Here is a 17,896-nt window from a genome sequence, read left to right on the forward strand (position 1 = left end):
TAAAAAGTCGCTTGGAAATAAAAAATGCCCAAACAGAGTTTGGGCATATGATTTGAACTATCAGCAATTTAGCCGTGACGAAATAAGCGGATTACCTATATCGTCACGTCGTTTGTCATTGTTGCGGTGCGGATGTCGGTGCTTTTCTGTGTCTGAAAAAGGTCACCAATGGCCACAATACTGATAACGCAATCACGCCTAACAAGGCTTGAGAAATGCCAGAATGGGTGAATGTACTTAAATTTTGGTCGGCGATACGAAACGCTTGTCGAAATGATTGTTCCATTTGGCTTCCGACAATGGCCGCTAAAATCATCGGCGCGGTGGGAATGTTTACTCGGCCCATCATCACCCCAGCAATACCTAAAATGATCAAGATATAGAAATCCATCACGGAGGCACTGATGGCATAGCAGCCAACAAATGCGAGCCCCAGCACTATAGGGTAGAGCACTTGCGCTGGGATGGCTAACAAGCGTACTAACACGCCAGCTAGAGGAATATTGACAAACGCTAGAATGATGTTGGCCACAAACATACTCGCAATGAGACCCCAAGCGGTATCGGGATGTTGAGCAAAAAGCAACGGCCCAGGTTGAATGCCTAACATTAACAGTGCGCCCATCATAACGGCGGTGGTGCCTGAACCTGGCACGCCGAGCGATAGCATGGGGATCATTGCGCCAATAGAAGCCGCATTGTTAGCGGACTCTGGTGCCGCAAGCCCTTCAATCGCCCCATGCCCAAACTCTTTTTTATGCTTAGAAAGCTGTTTTTCATTGTTATAACACATCAGTGACGCCATGGTACCGCCAGCGCCCGGTAACGCACCGATAATGAACCCGACGGGGGCACTGCGTAAAATCGGCCATTTAGAGCGCTGCCATTCTTGCTTATTGATCCAGATTCGTTTGAATTGGGTTTGTACGTTTTTACTGCCCTCAGACAAGGTTTTAAAACTTTTAAAGACTTCGCCCATGGCGTAAATACCGATGATGACAACTAAAAAATCAATGCCGGTTTGCAACTCTAAACTACCAAACGTAAAACGCTGTAGACCGGATTGACCGTCAATGCCAACCGTGGAAATAGCGAGACCTAAGCACATCGACAAAAAGCCTTTGAGCATGTTGCCCTTGGACATTGAAATCGTCATGGTCAGTGCCGCGACCATCAGTAAAAAATATTCCGCTGGGCCGAATTTTATCGCAAAGCTTGCTACCGGTTCAGCGAGTAAAGTCATTAACACGGCGGCAATCGTGCCGCCAATTAGGGAGGCGATAGCAGAAATCGCGAGCGCCGATTCAGCCCGACCTTTCATTGCCATCGGATAACCATCAAAGGTGGCCGCCAGTGCCGCACCATCCCCCGGGGTATTGATCAAAATGGAGCTACGCGAGCCACCAAACATCGCACCGATATAGACCCCTGTCATAGTGATAAGCGAGGCAGTGGGGCCCATTGAGAAGGTCATCGGCAGTAATACTGCGACGCCGGTTGCAGGGCCAAGCCCTGGTAACATACCGATGATTGTGCCTAAGATACCGCCAAAGGTGATTAAAAGCAGGTAATAAGGTTGCAGAGCGGTACCAAAACCATCGAGCAAATTTGCAAAGATATCTGTCATGATTGAGCTCCGTTAATTGAAAAATGGAAAAGAAGGCAGATTGACGGCGAGTAACTTATTAAAAATTAAATAGACGCCCAATGAAAAAGCCAATGCGATGATGATATTTCTTTGCCAGTGACGGACACCACTGGTCACCCATAAAATGGCAAACATAAAAAAGCAGGTGCTGATCACATAGCCTAAATGATCAAATGTGGCGGCGTAGCCCAAACTGATTAAACAGGTAACCGCAATTTTTCGGCGATTGGTTTTTAACGTGGGACTTTCGTTACGCAAAGCGCGCCAAGCATATAATGAGGGACGAATACCGCCTTTTATTATCAGTAGAGCACCAATCAAAATAGCAATGGCAGCGATCGCTAACGGCATAAAAATCGCTTCGTAAGGATTGCCAAACATCGGCTGTGGGAGGGCAAGAGCATAGCCACCATAAGCGCCGCCAAAAATAATACTGAAAAGGCCTGTCGCGCCGTCCCAATTCTCGGTTTTGGGCGCCGTACTGTGTTTAGGTTGAGACATAAAATTACCCGTAGAGATTACTCGAATGAAGAGAGCAAAAAGCGGTATGGCGACCGCTTTTATCCTAATTAAGAGGCATGGTGTAGTGTGTAATTAGCGGCCAAACACTTCTTTGATAAGTGTCTTGTACTGCTGATTGGTTTTGCCTAAGAACGCCTTGAATTGCGTATCATTTTGATAAGCGTTGTCCCAGCCATTGCGTTTCACCGCGGCTTTCCACTCATCAGTCTTGACCATCTTTTTAATCGCGTCACGCCAGTAGGTGACGGCGGCTTGTGGCATGTCTTTAGGGCCAAATAAACCGCGCCAGTTTTCAAAAGTGACATCGATACCACTTTCTTTAACAGTCGGGATTTTGGCAATAGCGCCTTCGCCGACACGTTTGTCAGCGGTTTGCGCTAAGGCATGTAATTTGCCACTTTTCACTAACCCAGCGACATCTCCAAGGCCAGTCGAGATTAAATCCACATGGCCGCCAAGCGCTTGAGCGACAAGGCTGCCATCTTGAAAAGAGACATAATCAATTTGACGCAGGTTTTTAACACCAGCGGCTTTAGCCACTAATAAAAACTGGATATGATCCATGGAGCCAGCCGCAGAAGTCCCGCCAATTTTGACCGATTTAGGATCTTTTTTGAGGGCATCCATCACGTCTTTGATGGATTTATATCGGGAGTTTTCTGGTACCACAAATGCCGCATAGTCAGTAATCAATCGAGCAATTGGGGTGGTATCTTTATAGCTAAATTGGGTTAAGCCAGTGAGGTTTGTCAGTAAGATCGGTGGTGAATACACCGAGATTAAATTGCCTTTGCCTTTTTGAGTTTGCATATAGGCAAGATTGACGGCACCACCGCCACCAGGTCTATTGGTGACCGGAAGATTACTTTTCACTATGCCCGTATCTTTAAGCGTCTTCGCGACTGTACGGATCGTTAGATCCCATCCGCCACCGGCACCGCTTGGCGCGACCATATTAATGGTTTTAGGTGGGTAATTAGCTGCGTTTGCACTATTGAATGTCATCAATGCAGAGGTGGTAATCAAAGTGGCGATGACCAGTTTGCTCGCTTTCAACATAAATCGTTCCTTTTAATATTGTCCATTTCCATAGCGAGGCGGCCGATCATGTAGGGTGACAGTATCGCCTTCACTGGAACGGGCTTGGTTTAAATGCTCCTGCTTTAAACCTTGTTATGGTTGTTAAGAAACACCGTCAATTAATCAATGCATTGTGTGCAGTTAGATGATGTTTAGTTAACCGAATGTTTCTTGTCGGTTACCTTAAAGAAGTTGTGTTTTTCGAAATGCGAGCCAGAGCAATTTAGAACGACAAAATTATGGCGCTTATGGTTTTTATGGTTTTTAATTGGCGTTTTCTATTTATCTTTATGATTTATAAAGTAATTATTTAAATTAATTCTTTGTTAAATCTGTCTGTATTGGTATTGAGGTAAGCATGATGAGCGGAGTCAATGGTCTATCCCCACGTACTTAACCTGGTTTATAGACAATGTCGCGAGTTGGGTAAGTTTGGTGACAAAGACGTTCTAGCAAGTCAATGAATTAGTCTTCTTGAGTAATTTCACTGCTAAGTTGTTGTAAATAAAGATGCATGAATTGGGTGCGTTGAGCGGCTTCTTGCTGGGCAGATTGGGTATGCATGGTATGTTGTAACTTGAGTAGTTTGGTATAAAAGTGATCAATAGCAAATTGGCGATCATCAGCAGAGCGTGACTGACAAAAAGGGTCGTTGCTGGAATAAAACTCATTCTCGAGCTGTGTATTGACTTGAATACACCGTGCCACGCCAATCGCCCCCAGAGCATCTAAACGATCAGCATCCTGTACGATTTGTGCTTCTCGAGTCCGTGGAGTGACGTGCGCACTATAGCTATGAGCAACAATTGCATGATGAATGTCATCATGATAAGCCTGAGGATAATCAATAGAAAGTAGAAACTCGACCGCTCGATCAGCGGCTATGGTTGAGCTTTTTGCTTTATCCGGATGATTTTTCGCGAAAGAAAAGCAATCATGCAAATACGCAGCGGGCAGCACAATCGCGAGTTGCCCCTGTTCTTGACGGCATAATGCTTTTGCCGTTTTCACTACTCGTAATACATGTTGGATATTATGGGCAATATCTTGCTGCATCACGGTTTGAATATACTCAAAAAGTGCAGGCTCGAACGTGCTAAGTTGCTGGTCAGTCAACATAATGGCTCCTAGAGAGAAGAGCGGGCGGTATGGTAAACCGATGGCATGTGGCGAATCATCGCTATGATAGAAGGTAATCTATCGCTGTATTCGCCACCAATACCACTAATGCCTATTTCAGCAACGTCATCAGCGAACGTTATTACCAATAAGCTGCGCGGTTGGCACGGCTTTGATAGTGACGCCAAAGCTGCCGATACTTGGCAAGGTCGCATTGTGATGTTGGCGAATCACTTCTCCACTGGCGTGTGTTTTATCATGAGTGGTATGCGCATCGGCGATAAGTGTTACAGGGTAACCTAAGCCAGCGGCACGGCGTGTGGTGGTATCCACACAAAACTCGGTAGCGTAGCCACAAACAATAAGTTGTGACACCTCTAGTTGCTCAAGTAATGGGTGTAATGGCGTGCGTAAAAACGAATCTGGTGTTTGCTTATTAATACGGTGATCACGATCCGTGATATGAAGATCGGATTGTAGCTGCCATCCATTACTCTCTAACGAGATAACGGTACCAGGTTCGTCGTGTTGAATAAAAATGACCGGATAACCTTCGTTACGTGCCCATTGCGTCACCGCGTTAATACGCACGATAACTGATTGTGCGTCAAAAGGTCGCGGTTGAGGGTCAAATAAAGCGGCTTGTACATCAATCACTAAAACAGCGGGTTTCATAATAATCCTTTATTGCATTCGGTTGGGCAAAGGGAGCACGCATGCCACGATTTATGATACGGCGAGTATACTGAAAAAGATCAAAAAAAGCAGCGCGTATTAACGCAGATAAACACTGTTTATCGGCCTCAAAGCAAGGAAAATTGGTTGAAAAAGACGTGTAAATCATGGTGTGTAAGTACACCATAAACATCTCTCGAGAGCGATATTATTACCGACTCGTAATTGGCCTAATATTTTTTCTTTCACATGACAAATGCACATTTCATTATTTATTTCTAAAGGTTACAAGGTTTAAATAATACTTATTCTATAAAAAATGAATGGTAATAAATACTGTATATACCTGTTTATACAAATTATAGAAATTTCGTTATAGTTTGTTGGGATATAAAATATGACATGACTAATCTTATGAGTGGGCCTTTGTTTTTTTTACTATTAACCATTGATTTTATGTTGTTTTTATTTTTTTGGCGTATTTATTGTTATTTATCAATTAAACATAATTTTGACATTATTAAGGGCTCTGACTAGATTCTATAACAATCTTTATGCCGTTTTCAGTTAAGGTAATATAACAATTGATTAGATAAGATGAGTTATCTAAGCATTACTTGCGAATTTAGGAGCACAGCATGTCAGAATTACACTCTATGTTACGTACAATGAAAACAGCACATATTGATGCGGGGCCGGCGGACATCTCTACTCGTAAGCAGCGCTTAAAAAAATCTATCGCCCTTCTTAAAGACAATTATACCGCACTGTGCGGTGCAATGAGTGATGATTTCGGTCACCGTAGTCACTATCAATCTGTCCTTGCCGATATCATGAGCGCTATTGGAGCTCTTAAACATTCTCATGATCACCTTGACGAATGGATCAAACCTGAGCACGTTGATGATATCGATGGGGGAATTCAAGCGTGGATACAACAACAACCTGTGGGGGTAGTTGGCGTGATTAGTCCTTGGAATTTCCCTCTCAATCTTGCGTTTGGACCATTGGCGAGCATATTTGCAGCGGGTAACCGCGCTATGCTTAAGCCATCTGAACTGACTCCAAGAACATCGGCTTTACTGAAAGAGTTGGTTGCACAATACTTTGACCCACAAGAATTAACAGTAGTAACAGGTGGCGCTGATGTGGGTAAAGCATTCAGTGCTTTGCCCTTTGATCATCTTGTCTTTACTGGAAGCGGAGCAGTCGGCAAGCATATTATGCGTGCTGCTGCGGAGAATTTAGTGCCAGTCACATTGGAGCTTGGTGGCAAATCGCCAGTGGTTGTTGATAGCGACTATGATATCACCATAGCGGCAGCCCGAACGCTCACAGTGAAAACCTTCAATACGGGTCAAATTTGTATGTCACCGGATTATATAATGATCCCTGAAGGCAGTGAGTCGGCATTTCAAGCCGCTTCAGCCGAGTTTATCGAGCAGAGCTTCCCATCTATGATAGATAATGAGGATTACACCACGATTATTACCGATCGCCACTTTGCACGTTTAGTTGCGATGTTAGATGACGCGCGTGACAAGGGAGCCAATGTTGTGTCTTTAGCGCCGCAAGGCGAACCAGATTACGATACGAAGACTCGCAAGATGGCGATACACCTGATCTTTGGCGTTACCGAAGAGATGGATGTCATGCAAGAGGAAATCTTCGGCCCATTATTTCCAGTCAAAACCTATACACAGCTTGATGATACGATTGAGTATATCAATGCCCATGACCGACCGTTAGCGGCGTATCTCTTTAGCGATAACTCTGCGAATCAAGATAAGTTTGCTCAGCATACTACCTCTGGCGCTTTAGTGATTAATGATGTGATGACACATGCATCGCTCAATGATTTACCATTTGGTGGTGTTGGCGGTTCAGGTATCGGGGCATATCATGGTCTACATGGTTTCCGAGAGTTTACTCATGCTAAGCCAGTGGTGGTACAAACGCCGCAAGGTGAGTCTGGTTTAAGACTTCGTGCGCCATATTCACAAGAGACACTTGAAGCGATGACCAGTTTTCTAGACGCTTAGAGGTTCCTGCTTCATCGAGTAGGTGTTGTGTTAGCCGCTCCAGTTATCTGGGGCGGTTTTTACGTTCATGCCAGTGTACACAATTTTGATATTAGGAAGAGCGTGTGGAGTAGCACATATAAACTTGCTTGTTTGCCGATCCGGGCATAGAGTTAAAATATGAATTATGAAATCACACCAGTCTTAAATGCTTACCCTTACCTATCTACTTTTACGCTGATCGTCGTCGCGCTGGTGGCCGGCTTGGTGGTGCGTTTTGCGGTGCTATTGGCGTTAAAATACAATACTAAGCGAAGTAATCGCTTTGTCTTCAACTCGTTACAGCAGCATTTACGGCCTCGCTGGTTCTTATTTGTCCCCGCTATTTTATTGCACCTTGGTTCTGATAGGCTACCTCTTTCTACAGGGGAGGTGAAGGTATTAGAAGAGATCTTACAAATTATTATAGTGTTATCTTTCGCGATGATTGCCACCAGTTTGGTAAAAGTGGTCGAAGATGTGTTATTCAAACGTTACGACATCTCACACGCGGATAATCTCAAAGCGCGTAAAGCACGTACGCAAATCATCTACGTAAAAAAAGTGGCGTTAGTGATTATTACCATTTTAGCACTAGGAATGATTTTACTTAACTTTGATAGCGTTCGTCAGTACGGTACGACCATCCTTACTGGTGCAGGTGTAGCAGGTATTATCATTGGTTTTGCCTTGCAAAAAACATTGGCCAACTTGTTTTCTGGCATTCAAATCGCGTTTACTCAACCGATAAAAATCGATGATGCTGTGGTGGTTGAGGGCGAGTGGGGGTGGATAGAAGAAATTAACCTAACGTATGTTGTGGTAAAAATTTGGGATTTACGTCGGTTGGTTCTACCGATCACCTATTTTACAGAAAATGCATTTCAAAACTGGACGAGGAATACTGCCCAAATTCTAGGTTCGGTTAACTTGTATGTGGATTACTCTATGCCACTGGAACCATTGAGAAATTATTTTGAAGAAGTGCTCGAAGGTACGGATATGTGGGATAAGACAGGTAAAGCCTTTCAAGTGATCGATTGTTCTGAGAAGACCATGACGATTCGTTTACTCATGACGGCAAGAAACTCGCCAGTGGCCTGGGATTTACGGTGTCACGTTCGAGAAGCGATGATTGGCTATATTCAGCACAACTTCCCTGAAAGTTTTCCGCGAGTACGTGCTGAGATTAATGAGCAAGCCTTTCCACCCCCTAAAAACCAATAGAAGAATCTATGATAGTTGATCAATCATTTAATCTATATAACGAAAAGGGCTAGCAAACTTAGGCCGTAGAATACGTAAGCTTGATGGGTTATTTGGATGCTCAGTCGCTAGTTATGGCGGTTATTTCTTATAGAGCTAACTTAGAGTGAGGTTAAGTCAGTGAGATTATCGCTGAGTACGAATCAGCGTAGATGTTCTCAGCAGGGTAAGAGAAGGTCGTAGACAGACAAGTGGGGATGCAGATGAGTCAGTTTTAGAAAAAAAATGGTGCGGTCAAAGACCACACCATCGAATTCTTTTAGGCTTAATAAGCTGAGAGCTTATTGACCAACAACGTTAGCTGCTTGAGGGCCTTTTTTACCTTGTTCTAGGTCAAAGCTTACTTTTTGACCTTCAGCAAGAGTTTTAAAGCCGTCTGCTACGATAGAGTTGAAGTGAACAAACACGTCATCGCCGCCGTTGTCTTGAGTGATGAAACCGAAACCTTTAGTTTCGTTGAACCATTTTACTGAACCAGTCATTTTAGACATAGAAATACCTCGGTATATTTTAAATTGTATATGAATGCTGTGACAAACGCTATTATCTGGATCATGAAGGAGAAGCAATCGCCGGAGCATCGAAATATATCGAAGTAAAACTGGGATAACACTTGTACTTAATTTTCACTTTCTAATAGCTCATTTGTAAGAGCTGGTTGTCACTATACAGGCCTTGCTGAAAATTACTAGTGTTATTTGCAATTTTTTTTACTTAATGTTTAAAAACTGATGGCTCTGCTAGTTTGTCATGATTTGTACCTCACCATGACCTCATCTTATCTGCGTAGATTAATCTTGACGTAAGCGATCAACGATCTCGACAAAGCGAGCTACACCCTGGCCGACATCTTGTAAGCCATGTTGTACCGTATGAATATCGCCTTCGCCTTGTAGCGCGACGTCGTTGACGGCCTTTAGGTACGCGCCCATGTTTTTGATAAGTTCGGTATTCTCTCCAACTACACTGGAAATTTCTTCTGTCGCCGAAGAGGTTCGCGACGCAAGCTTACGGACTTCATCGGCGACTACGGCAAAGCCGCGGCCTGTCTCGCCAGCGCGCGCCGCTTCAATAGCCGCGTTTAACGCCAGAAGGTTGGTTTGTCCTGCGATACCATTAATAGTTGTCACAATATCATTAATATTTTTTGACTGCTCCATGAGGTCTTCACCTAGGTCGCTGGCCCCTTTAACTTTTTCAGCGACGGTATGCGAGGTGGCCACGGCATCATTTAAAACTTGGATTGCAGAATCGGTAATGTGTGAGGTTTCTTCTGAAATTGCTGCGGCCATTTCTACCGCTTGCGTAGATAATTCCACGCTTTTACTAATATCGGAAGCAAATTTAATCACTTTATAGGCTTTACCGTGGCGATCTAAGATAGGGTTATAAGTCGCTTCTAACCAAATGACTTTATCGTTCGCATCTTTACGTTTAAAACGCCCGGTAAAGTGCTCTCCGCGTTTTAAACGGCTCCAAAAGTCGGGATTTTCTTGGTAGAAGTCATCGAAACAAAAAATCTTATGATGTTGGTTAACCACGTCATGTAAGCTGTAGCCAACGGTATCAAGAAAGTTTTGATTAGCAGTGAGTATTGTACCGTCGGTAGTAAATTCAATCACCGCTAATGATTTGTCTAAGGCCTGGAGAATCGCATTTTTGGCACTGAGATCATTAGCAGACTCAGTCACGTCACTACAAATTTTAATCACCTTAACCACTTTGTTTTGAAGGTTAGTAACAGGAAAGTAGTTGGCTTCTAGTGCGAGTGCTTCGCCGTTTTTTCGAAAACGCTTAAAGGTGCCATGATGCCCTTGGCCGCTGGCGAGCTTATCCCAAAATGCTCGATATTCTGAAGAGGCCACATACTGACTATCACAAAAAATTTTATGGTGTTTACCCACAATTTCAGACAGTGTATAACCAGAGGCATCAAGAAAATGTTGGTTGGCATCAATGATGGTGCCGTCGGGTTTAAATTCAATATAAGCGGTGTGTTCTTTGATCGCATCTAACTCATTACGTTGCTCATCGCATTCTACTTTTTTGTTTAGCGCGTCAGCCGATTTTTTTTTATTGAACCACATAATTTACTTATCCCTTTACTTATCCCTTTACTTAAGCCTACGTGGCCTGATCATAAATAGCTCTGCAAATAAAATAGCGTGTCATGTATGAAAGAAATCTATCGAATAATATATAGAAGTAATTCGAAAAAAAATAAATGTCTAAGTAGCGTATTTTGGTGAGTGGTTGGGTGTTTCGCGCATTTCTATGAAAAATGAGAGGTTAGGGCCTATGTTCTAGTGAGGATATTTTTTATAAAAGCGTTGTTGGCTTGTCGGTGTCATCATAAATACTGGGTAGCCAGAATGTGTCAATGCATTGCTTGTTTTCGGATGAATGCATCATAAATGCTCATTTTTTTTCATAACTTGATACAAATTGATTTCCATCAAAATAGTGTGGTTTTTATGTGTTAGCCTCATTTCCTGTAAAGACAATTATCCTAGCTCTCCAAATAAGGAAAGGAAATCATGAAAAAAACATTATGTGGATTAGCTGTCATCTCTGCTCTCTTTTCAGCTAATGTTCTCGCTCATCAACAAGGTGATATCTTCGTGCGAGCGGGTCTCGCAGCGGTTGTTCCATTGGATTCAAGTGATGATATTTTAGACTCTAACGATGGGCTAAAAGTAAATTCTGCTGCTCAGCTTGGTCTAACTATCGACTATATGCTGACAGATCACATCAGCCTTGAACTGCTTGGTGCCACTCCTTTTGAACATGATATTTCAACGGACTTTGGCGGTTTAGGTGAAGTAGCCACAACGAAACAATTGCCACCAACGTTAATGGTTAATTATTATTTTAATGAACCAGCAGCTAAATGGCAGCCATATGCAGGTGTTGGTGTCAATTTCACCAATTTTTACGACAACAGCTTCAATGATACAGGTAAAGATGCGGGCCTAAGCGATTTAGATCTTGATAACTCTTGGGGTGCGGCATTAGATATCGGTGTCGATTACCAGGTAAATGAACACTGGTTAGTGAATGCTGCAGTATGGTATACCGACATCAGAACCACCGCTCATTATAAAGTCGCCGGTGATGAACACAGCACGAATGTCGATATTAATCCTTTGGTGTTTATGGCGTCTGTGGGCTACAAATTTTAAGCAAACTTATTACCCATATTGTCAAAAAAAAAAGCATGCGTTTTCGCATGCTTTTTTGTTTTTTAAAGAGATCGATAGGGAAACATGTGAGTGAGTGTGATAGTGAAAGCAATTTAATGCGATGACCATTGTACCGCTGAGTTTGGCCCTTTATGATGCAATGGAATAAAAGGAGTATTGAATGGTAGAACAAGTGACAATGGCGCCAAATGGGCCCGAATTATCAGAATTAGTACAAGGGTACTGGCGTTACACTGATTGGAACATGAGCACTCAAGAACGGTTAGCTTTTCTACAACAGCATATGGAGTTAGGGATCACGACTGTCGATCATGCTGACGTATACGGGTTGTATGAAGCTGAGCAGATGTTTGGTGAAGTGCTGTCTATTAAGCCAGCCTTAAGAGAACAACTGCAGATTGTGACCAAATGTGATATTCAGCTATTAACAGACAAACAGCCACAGCGTAAGATCAAGCATTATGATACGAGCGCTACGCATATTCAGCAATCTGTTGAGAATTCTTTGCGTTTATTAGGCGTGGATAAATTGGATGTATTGTTAATCCATCGTCCTGATGTACTTATGGATGCGGATGAAGTTGCCGATGTTTTTCATCACCTACATCAGAGTGGCAAAGTCGGTGCGTTTGGTGTCTCCAACTTTGAGCCTTCGCAGTTTTCTTTGTTGCAGTCTCGCTTGGATCTTCCCTTGGTCACTAATCAAGTGGAGATAAATCCGCTAAACTTTGACGTTGCCCACGATGGGACACTTGATCAATTACAACAAGCACGGGTACGTCCAATGGCGTGGTCTTGCTTAGCCCAAGGCGAGTTATTTGCCAATAGTTATGATGCGCGGACTCGCCGAGTTGTCAATGCATTAACTTCTGTTGGTGAAGAGATAGGCGCAGACAATATTTCACAAGTGATTTATGCGTGGATTCGTCGCTTGCCTTCTAAGCCGTTACCTGTTTTGGGATCAGGCAAAATTGAACGCGTAAAAAATGCGGTCGATTCCTTATCATTAGAAATGACACGCGAACAGTGGTATGAAATTTGGACCGCATCAATGGGACAAGAAGTACCTTAACGCAGCGTGAATGAACAAGCACTGTCTATACAAAGGCGAAGCATGGCTTCGCCTTTTGTGCATTTATAGGAGAATATTTGTAGTGGTGTATATTTTGGCGTGCATTGGTCTCATCCGATCACGATTTGGCCTAAGAGGTATCCCATGCATGAACCACTTACCACTGCAATTAAACCAACAGCCATAAACGAATGATTAAAATACCATTTTCCTATTTTGGTTGTGCCTGTAGTATCAAAGTTCACCGTGGCAATATCGGATGGGTAATTAGGAATGAAAAAGTACCCATAAAGCGCAGGCATTAACCCGATCACTAAGGCGGGCGGTAATCCAAGTCCTAATCCTACGGGTAACATCATACGAGCTACGGCGGCCTGTGAGTTGACAACGACGGAGACAATGAACAGCGCCAATGCAAATGTCCACGGATAATCTGTCACCATATCAATAATGCCAGCTTTAAATTGTGGCATCGCATATTGGAAATAGGTATCTGACATCCAGGCAATGCCATAAATAGCGATGGCTGCTACCATTCCGGATTTAAATACCACGCCGTTCGGTACTTTTTTGGGATCCATTTTCGTGACCAATAAGATTATGCCGCCAAAACACAGCATCATCATCTGAATGATGACCGTCATTTTTATGGGCGAAGAGCCATCAACAATGGTGCGCACTCCTGGCCACATCGCGATGAATACAATAGACAATAGTGCCAATATAAATAGGAGTACGGCATTACGTGCAGAGGTAGGCAGCGTTTCATTGAGCGTTGTCGCAGTAGTGCTTTCTATCCGTGCTTTAAATTGCGGGTCTTGCAGTTTGGCTTGGTATTCGGGATCACATTCAAGATCTTTACCACGGCGCATGCTGTAGAGTGACATTAATAGTACCCCAAATAGAGTTGAAGGGATGGTGACCATTAATATCGAAAGCAAAGTAATGTGATGATTAATATCCGACAGTTGAGCTAAGTAATATACCACCGCAGCTGAGATAGGCGAGGCCGTAATCCCAACTTGTGAAGCGACAGAGGCGGCGGCCATTGGCCGTTCTGGACGAATATTATTTTTTAATGCCACATCTCCAATGATGGGCATAATCGAGTACACGGCATGGCCTGTACCGAGCATGAACGTCATAAAATAGGTCACGAAAGGCGCGATTAACGTTACCCGCTTTGGATTCTTCCTTAGCAAGCGTTCGGCAATTTGGAGCATATATTTTAATCCGCCTGCCGCTTCCAAAATAGAGGCGCAGGTCACCACGGCAAGAATAATCAGCATTACCGTAATCGGTGGAGAGGTCGGGGGCATATGGAAGACGAAGACTTCGATGACCAACCCAATTCCTGAGACAACGCCTAAGCCGATGCCCCCGTAACGTGAGCCAATATAAAGCATACAAAGCAGAAAAAAGAACTGCAGATATAACATAAGTTTACTCTCTTAAAAAAGGCAGAATTCGAGAGTGATTGTCTAATGACTTAGGCAGAAAAGACGGTTGTAAAATCAAGTTTTATACAGATAAACAAAATGATCATCAAAAATTTGAGTTATTTCACACTCTATCCTGTTCATGCTGTGCGCAGTTGGATCAACACGTGGCTTTTCAATGGCGTGCCGCGCAGAGATATAAAAAGCCCATGGTGGAAAGTCTATCCGCCATGGGCTTTTTTAAACAAGTTACGTTACGCCACCGCAACCGTGACGATTCACCGTTTAATCATAAATAGTTGGGATCGGTTGGCGCTTATGCTGAGTGGCGGTATAAATAGCGACAATTCGCTCAATGACTGCATCTGGTACGGGTTTACCTTCCAAAAAGTCATCAATTTGATCGTAAGTCAAGCTGAGTGCTTCTTCATCGGCTTTTTGTGGTGACAGCTCTTCTAAATCGGCTGTCGGCGTTTTATCCACTAGCACTTGTGGCGCGCCAAGCGCTGCTCCTACTTGACGAACTTGGCGTTTATTCAAGCCAAACAGTGGGGCGATATCACAGGCACCGTCACCATATTTGGTGTAGAACCCTGTCACATTTTCTGCTGAGTGGTCAGTACCGATGACCAGCCCGCCGGTATAACCTGCGATTTCATATTGCGCGACCATACGTGCGCGGGCTTTGACGTTACCTTTAACAAAGTCGACTTTCGATTCGTCACTAGGAAGAAGATCGGTATCTGCCAATGCAGTGCGAGTTGACGCATGAATGCCATCCACACCGGGTTTTACGTTAACCGCCACAGAATGGGTTGGCTTGATAAAAGAGAGCGCTAATTGTGCTTCTTCTTCATCTTTTTGTTCGCCATAAGGCAGACGTACGGCGATAAAACGATAATCTTGACTGTCGGTTTCTTGGTTTAATTGGTCAATGGCTAACTGAGCGAGACGACCACAAGTAGTGGAATCAACGCCGCCACTGATACCGAGAACCAAAGTGCGACAGCCTGCTTCTCGCAATTTGCCTTTGATGAAGTTAACACGACGCTCAATTTCAAATTTAGGTTCGATGCTTGCCAGAACATGCATCTCTTCACGTATAATTTGTTCCATTACTCTTCCTTTTTCTTCCTGCATGTAATACAAAAATATCGTATTATCATACCTTAATCATTGAATTAGAAAACAGAGAAAACTGCATTCTCATTGTTTAGAGGAAACTATGCCAAAAATTGCTGTCTTCGGTAGTGCATTCAATCCACCGTCTTTGGGGCATAAAAGCGTGATTGAGCGATTAAGCCATTTTGATCGCGTTTTGCTGATTCCAAGTATTTCCCATGCGTGGGGAAAAAATATGCTGGATTATTCCAGTCGTTGCGAATTGATTAATGCCTTTATTGGCGATCTTGGACTCAGTCATGTTGCCTTGTCTCGCATTGAAGAAACGTTACTAGAGCCTGGGCAAAGTGTGACGACTTATGCGTTACTCTCGGCATTACAGCAACAATATCCGAGCGATGAGTTTACGTTCATTATCGGGCCAGACAATTTGTTTAAATTTGGGCAATTTGCACACGCTGACGACATTTTGAATCAATGGAGTGTGATGGCTTGCCCACAAACACTGCCGATTCGCAGTACTGATATTCGTGAGCGATTGTCGCAAAGTTTGCCTATTGATGAACTGACCACGCCGACAGTCGTTCATATGCTCCACCAGCAGCAATGGTATTAAGCCCGCGGTGATTAGCGAGACAATAAAGAGCACATAAGTGCGCTTTATTGTCCCACAGTTTATTGTAGTAAAGTCGAATAAATTTGTAAGCCTTGGTCGGTCAGCGAGTAGACTCGGCCTTCTTCTTTGACGACCAAGCCGCTATTGACGAGTTGTCGTAAGTGAAAGTTGAACTTGGTGTGATCTTCTATGCCGACGACACGACATAAATCCATAAACTTAAGTTTACGGTGGATCTTAAGTTGTTTTACGACTGAGCGACGAATCGGATTCGATAGGGCGCTAAAAATCGAATCATGGTCACTTTCATCAATGTTCGCTTTTGGAGCGTGCTCTGCATGTACACGTTTGAGCGTTACCGACAATGCCGCCAAATTAAATGGTTTGGTTAAAAACTCATCGGCGCCTTTTTTCATGGCATCGACAGCGAGATTGACGGTGGCAAAGGCCGTGGTCACTATCACACCAATATTTGGCTGTAGACGGCGGAGTTGTGTCAGCGCGTCAATTCCGGTCATTCCCCCCATCACTACATCGAACAGAGCAAGATCAAAGGATTGCTCAGCGGCTTTATCAAGCGCGTCCTCGGCATTGTTACAGGCAATCACCTCAAATCCTTCAATAGTAAGGGCTTCTTGTAATACTTCACGTAGTTGAGGGTCATCCTCAGCGAGTAGAAGTTGTAACGTCATAATGTATTCCTCGGTAACCGCACTTCGACCACTAAGCCATGTGGATTATTGGATAAGCGCAGTTCACCATTATGCTGTAAAATCGTTTGTTTACATAGCGCCAGGCCCATACCGGTACCATCGCCTTTTTCTTTGGTCGTAAAAAACGGTTGGGTGGCTTTTGCTAATAGTGTCTCTGGCATACCCCCTCCGTGGTCGGATAATTGTACGATCGCGGATAACTTATCTTGGTAGCCATACACATGCAGAATTTTATCATGCTGGCTGGCATCAACGGCATTACTAATAATATTGCTAAATACTTCTTCTAATAGCCCAGCGTCACCAGAAATTTCAAGCTTATCATCTAATGAAATATCCAGCGTAAAATCCTCTAAACGGAACTGGTTGAGCGAGATGGCGGACTCGATCACTTTGTGTAACGACAGAGGGATCCGTTTGATTTGTTTGTGGTGAGCATAATTAAGAACTTCTTGGCTGATTTCTGACGCGCGGGCTAGACCATAGCGAATCCGGTTGATCTGCCGAGAGTACTGCTCGTTATCACTGAGCTGCATTTCTAATAGGTCACAGCTCATTAATGCGCTACTTAAAGGGGTTTTTATTTCATGGGCAACGGCCGACGTTAGCTCACCAAGCTCAATGAGTTTGGCGTCTTGTTGAGAGGTTTGCACGGTGGTTTGCAGCTGCTTATCGCGCTCTTCATCAAATACACGTAACGCATACCACAGCGCAATGAGCATACCGTATGCACAGATTAAGCGTAGGCTCTGAAACCAAATACTCATCGATTCACTGATAAAACCTACACTACATCCGTAGCAAATAAGAGCGATACCTAACCATTGAAAAGGAGGGGCACTGCCATAACCATCTTCCTCAATATGTTTTGCATAGGTATAGACAGTTGCACCAGCCAGTACGCTCGAGCCCATCCCAAAGATCCATCGAATTTGGTTGAGAGTTTGTTCAATAAACAATGTGTAGTTGAGTTGGTGATAGCGATAAATCAACCCAATGGAAAAAATCACGAGTACGATTAACATCGTATTACGTATGAAGGTCACACGTTGCCAATGGGTATAATCCATCATGCACCAAGCAAAGGAGCTCAAGGTGAGAAAAGATCCCCATATTTTTATCGCGCGAAAGGTTTCGATATTTTCAGTCGTATGATATTCATGTTGATATAACAAGAGGTAGAAATCAGACCAGACGTGAAAACCTTGCAGTAAGCCAAAAATAGCAAACATGGGAAGGTAGCGGGCAATACGGATGCGACTATTTTTTAAGTTACGAAAAAATATCGCGAAAAAAATCGCAAAGAAGGCTAACCCAAAGACTAAGTAAAACTTAAAAAGCAGTAACATATCCATAGCCTG

General features: G+C 43.5%; 16 protein-coding genes. 5 read left to right on the forward strand and 11 right to left on the reverse strand.

Annotated elements, in window-relative coordinates; translation table 11 throughout:
• Nucleotides 1-115: 115 nt before the first annotated feature.
• The 5 genes from OCU30_RS13775 to OCU30_RS13795 all read right to left on the reverse strand — a co-directional run bounded on the left by OCU30_RS13775 (nt 116) and on the right by OCU30_RS13795 (nt 5,044).
• A complete protein-coding gene (locus OCU30_RS13775; protein WP_077314483.1) occupies nt 116-1,627 on the reverse strand; it encodes a tripartite tricarboxylate transporter permease in 1,512 nt (503 codons plus the stop codon).
• A 12-nt stretch (nt 1,628-1,639) separates the two neighbouring features.
• A complete protein-coding gene (locus tag OCU30_RS13780; protein ID WP_077314482.1) occupies nt 1,640-2,149 on the reverse strand; it encodes a tripartite tricarboxylate transporter TctB family protein in 510 nt (169 codons plus the stop codon).
• A gap of 93 nt (nt 2,150-2,242) precedes the next feature.
• Nucleotides 2,243-3,229, reverse strand: a complete 987-nt coding sequence (locus tag OCU30_RS13785) for a Bug family tripartite tricarboxylate transporter substrate binding protein (RefSeq protein WP_077314481.1) — start codon at nt 3,227-3,229, stop codon at nt 2,243-2,245.
• A 486-nt stretch (nt 3,230-3,715) separates the two neighbouring features.
• Nucleotides 3,716-4,369, reverse strand: coding sequence for an HD domain-containing protein (locus OCU30_RS13790; protein WP_077314480.1), 654 nt, complete (start codon nt 4,367-4,369; stop codon nt 3,716-3,718).
• Between the two features lie 129 nt (nt 4,370-4,498).
• Nucleotides 4,499-5,044, reverse strand: a complete 546-nt coding sequence (locus OCU30_RS13795; protein WP_077314479.1) for a cysteine hydrolase family protein — start codon at nt 5,042-5,044, stop codon at nt 4,499-4,501.
• 638 nt (nt 5,045-5,682) lie between these two features.
• Between OCU30_RS13795 and OCU30_RS13800 the strand changes: the two genes are divergently transcribed.
• Nucleotides 5,683-7,086 carry a coniferyl aldehyde dehydrogenase gene (locus tag OCU30_RS13800; RefSeq protein WP_077314478.1) on the forward strand — a complete coding sequence of 468 codons (1,404 nt, stop codon included), beginning with the start codon at nt 5,683-5,685 and terminating at the stop codon, nt 7,084-7,086.
• Between the two features lie 159 nt (nt 7,087-7,245).
• Nucleotides 7,246-8,331 (forward strand): mechanosensitive ion channel family protein, encoded by a 1,086-nt coding sequence (locus OCU30_RS13805; protein ID WP_077314477.1) that lies wholly within the window; start codon nt 7,246-7,248, stop codon nt 8,329-8,331.
• Nucleotides 8,332-8,651: 320 nt separating this feature from the next.
• Here the strand turns inward: OCU30_RS13805 and OCU30_RS13810 are convergent, their stop codons facing one another.
• Nucleotides 8,652-8,852, reverse strand: coding sequence for a cold-shock protein (locus OCU30_RS13810; RefSeq protein WP_162841035.1), 201 nt, complete (start codon nt 8,850-8,852; stop codon nt 8,652-8,654).
• A 309-nt stretch (nt 8,853-9,161) separates the two neighbouring features.
• Nucleotides 9,162-10,457: a methyl-accepting chemotaxis protein gene (locus OCU30_RS17295; RefSeq protein WP_077314475.1), complete on the reverse strand. Its 1,296-nt coding sequence runs from the start codon at nt 10,455-10,457 to the stop codon at nt 9,162-9,164.
• A gap of 450 nt (nt 10,458-10,907) precedes the next feature.
• Here OCU30_RS17295 and ompW point away from each other — a divergent pair, with 450 nt between their 5' ends.
• Both ompW and OCU30_RS13830 read left to right on the forward strand, forming a co-directional pair.
• The gene (gene ompW, locus OCU30_RS13825; protein ID WP_077314474.1) at nt 10,908-11,552 is read left to right on the forward strand and encodes an outer membrane protein OmpW; all 645 of its coding nucleotides are present in this window, start codon (nt 10,908-10,910) and stop codon (nt 11,550-11,552) included.
• A 181-nt stretch (nt 11,553-11,733) separates the two neighbouring features.
• Nucleotides 11,734-12,645 (forward strand): aldo/keto reductase, encoded by a 912-nt coding sequence (locus OCU30_RS13830; protein ID WP_077314473.1) that lies wholly within the window; start codon nt 11,734-11,736, stop codon nt 12,643-12,645.
• Nucleotides 12,646-12,755: 110 nt separating this feature from the next.
• On the opposite strand, the gene OCU30_RS13835 is transcribed toward OCU30_RS13830, so the two are convergent.
• Nucleotides 12,756-14,084, reverse strand: coding sequence for an anaerobic C4-dicarboxylate transporter (locus OCU30_RS13835; RefSeq protein WP_077314472.1), 1,329 nt, complete (start codon nt 14,082-14,084; stop codon nt 12,756-12,758).
• 285 nt (nt 14,085-14,369) lie between these two features.
• Nucleotides 14,370-15,200, reverse strand: coding sequence for an ammonia-dependent NAD(+) synthetase (gene nadE / locus OCU30_RS13840; RefSeq protein ID WP_077314470.1), 831 nt, complete (start codon nt 15,198-15,200; stop codon nt 14,370-14,372).
• Nucleotides 15,201-15,309: 109 nt separating this feature from the next.
• On the opposite strand from nadE, the gene OCU30_RS13845 reads away from it, so the two are divergent.
• Nucleotides 15,310-15,822 carry a nicotinate-nicotinamide nucleotide adenylyltransferase gene (locus tag OCU30_RS13845; protein WP_077314469.1) on the forward strand — a complete coding sequence of 171 codons (513 nt, stop codon included), beginning with the start codon at nt 15,310-15,312 and terminating at the stop codon, nt 15,820-15,822.
• 59 nt (nt 15,823-15,881) lie between these two features.
• Here the strand turns inward: OCU30_RS13845 and OCU30_RS13850 are convergent, their stop codons facing one another.
• Both OCU30_RS13850 and OCU30_RS13855 read right to left on the reverse strand, forming a co-directional pair.
• A complete protein-coding gene (locus OCU30_RS13850) occupies nt 15,882-16,514 on the reverse strand; it encodes a response regulator (protein ID WP_077314468.1) in 633 nt (210 codons plus the stop codon).
• Nucleotides 16,511-17,884, reverse strand: coding sequence for a sensor histidine kinase (locus tag OCU30_RS13855; RefSeq protein WP_235861859.1), 1,374 nt, complete (start codon nt 17,882-17,884; stop codon nt 16,511-16,513). The genes OCU30_RS13850 and OCU30_RS13855 overlap by 4 nt, the downstream gene beginning before the upstream one ends.
• Nucleotides 17,885-17,896: the final 12 nt, after the last annotated feature.

It is taken from the genome of Vibrio palustris, assembly GCF_024346995.1.
Taxonomy (GTDB): domain Bacteria; phylum Pseudomonadota; class Gammaproteobacteria; order Enterobacterales; family Vibrionaceae; genus Vibrio; species Vibrio palustris.

Excerpts from the sequence above, each read along its gene's own strand:
- OCU30_RS13790 (WP_077314480.1), bottom strand. The coding sequence starts at position 4,369 with ATGTTGACTGACCAGCAACTTAGCACGTTCGAGCCTGCACTTTTTGAG.
- OCU30_RS13795 (WP_077314479.1), bottom strand. The coding sequence starts at position 5,044 with ATGAAACCCGCTGTTTTAGTGATTGATGTACAAGCCGCTTTATTTGAC.
- OCU30_RS13830 (WP_077314473.1), top strand. The coding sequence starts at position 11,734 with ATGGTAGAACAAGTGACAATGGCGCCAAATGGGCCCGAATTATCAGAA.
- OCU30_RS13800 (WP_077314478.1), top strand. The coding sequence starts at position 5,683 with ATGTCAGAATTACACTCTATGTTACGTACAATGAAAACAGCACATATT.
- OCU30_RS13805 (WP_077314477.1), top strand. The coding sequence starts at position 7,246 with ATGAATTATGAAATCACACCAGTCTTAAATGCTTACCCTTACCTATCT.
- nadE (WP_077314470.1), bottom strand. The coding sequence starts at position 15,200 with ATGGAACAAATTATACGTGAAGAGATGCATGTTCTGGCAAGCATCGAA.
- OCU30_RS13780 (WP_077314482.1), bottom strand. The coding sequence starts at position 2,149 with ATGTCTCAACCTAAACACAGTACGGCGCCCAAAACCGAGAATTGGGAC.
- OCU30_RS13835 (WP_077314472.1), bottom strand. The coding sequence starts at position 14,084 with ATGTTATATCTGCAGTTCTTTTTTCTGCTTTGTATGCTTTATATTGGC.
- OCU30_RS17295 (WP_077314475.1), bottom strand. The coding sequence starts at position 10,457 with ATGTGGTTCAATAAAAAAAAATCGGCTGACGCGCTAAACAAAAAAGTA.
- ompW (WP_077314474.1), top strand. The coding sequence starts at position 10,908 with ATGAAAAAAACATTATGTGGATTAGCTGTCATCTCTGCTCTCTTTTCA.
- OCU30_RS13855 (WP_235861859.1), bottom strand. The coding sequence starts at position 17,884 with ATGTTACTGCTTTTTAAGTTTTACTTAGTCTTTGGGTTAGCCTTCTTT.
- OCU30_RS13845 (WP_077314469.1), top strand. The coding sequence starts at position 15,310 with ATGCCAAAAATTGCTGTCTTCGGTAGTGCATTCAATCCACCGTCTTTG.
- OCU30_RS13775 (WP_077314483.1), bottom strand. The coding sequence starts at position 1,627 with ATGACAGATATCTTTGCAAATTTGCTCGATGGTTTTGGTACCGCTCTG.
- OCU30_RS13785 (WP_077314481.1), bottom strand. The coding sequence starts at position 3,229 with ATGTTGAAAGCGAGCAAACTGGTCATCGCCACTTTGATTACCACCTCT.
- OCU30_RS13850 (WP_077314468.1), bottom strand. The coding sequence starts at position 16,514 with ATGACGTTACAACTTCTACTCGCTGAGGATGACCCTCAACTACGTGAA.
- OCU30_RS13810 (WP_162841035.1), bottom strand. The coding sequence starts at position 8,852 with ATGACTGGTTCAGTAAAATGGTTCAACGAAACTAAAGGTTTCGGTTTC.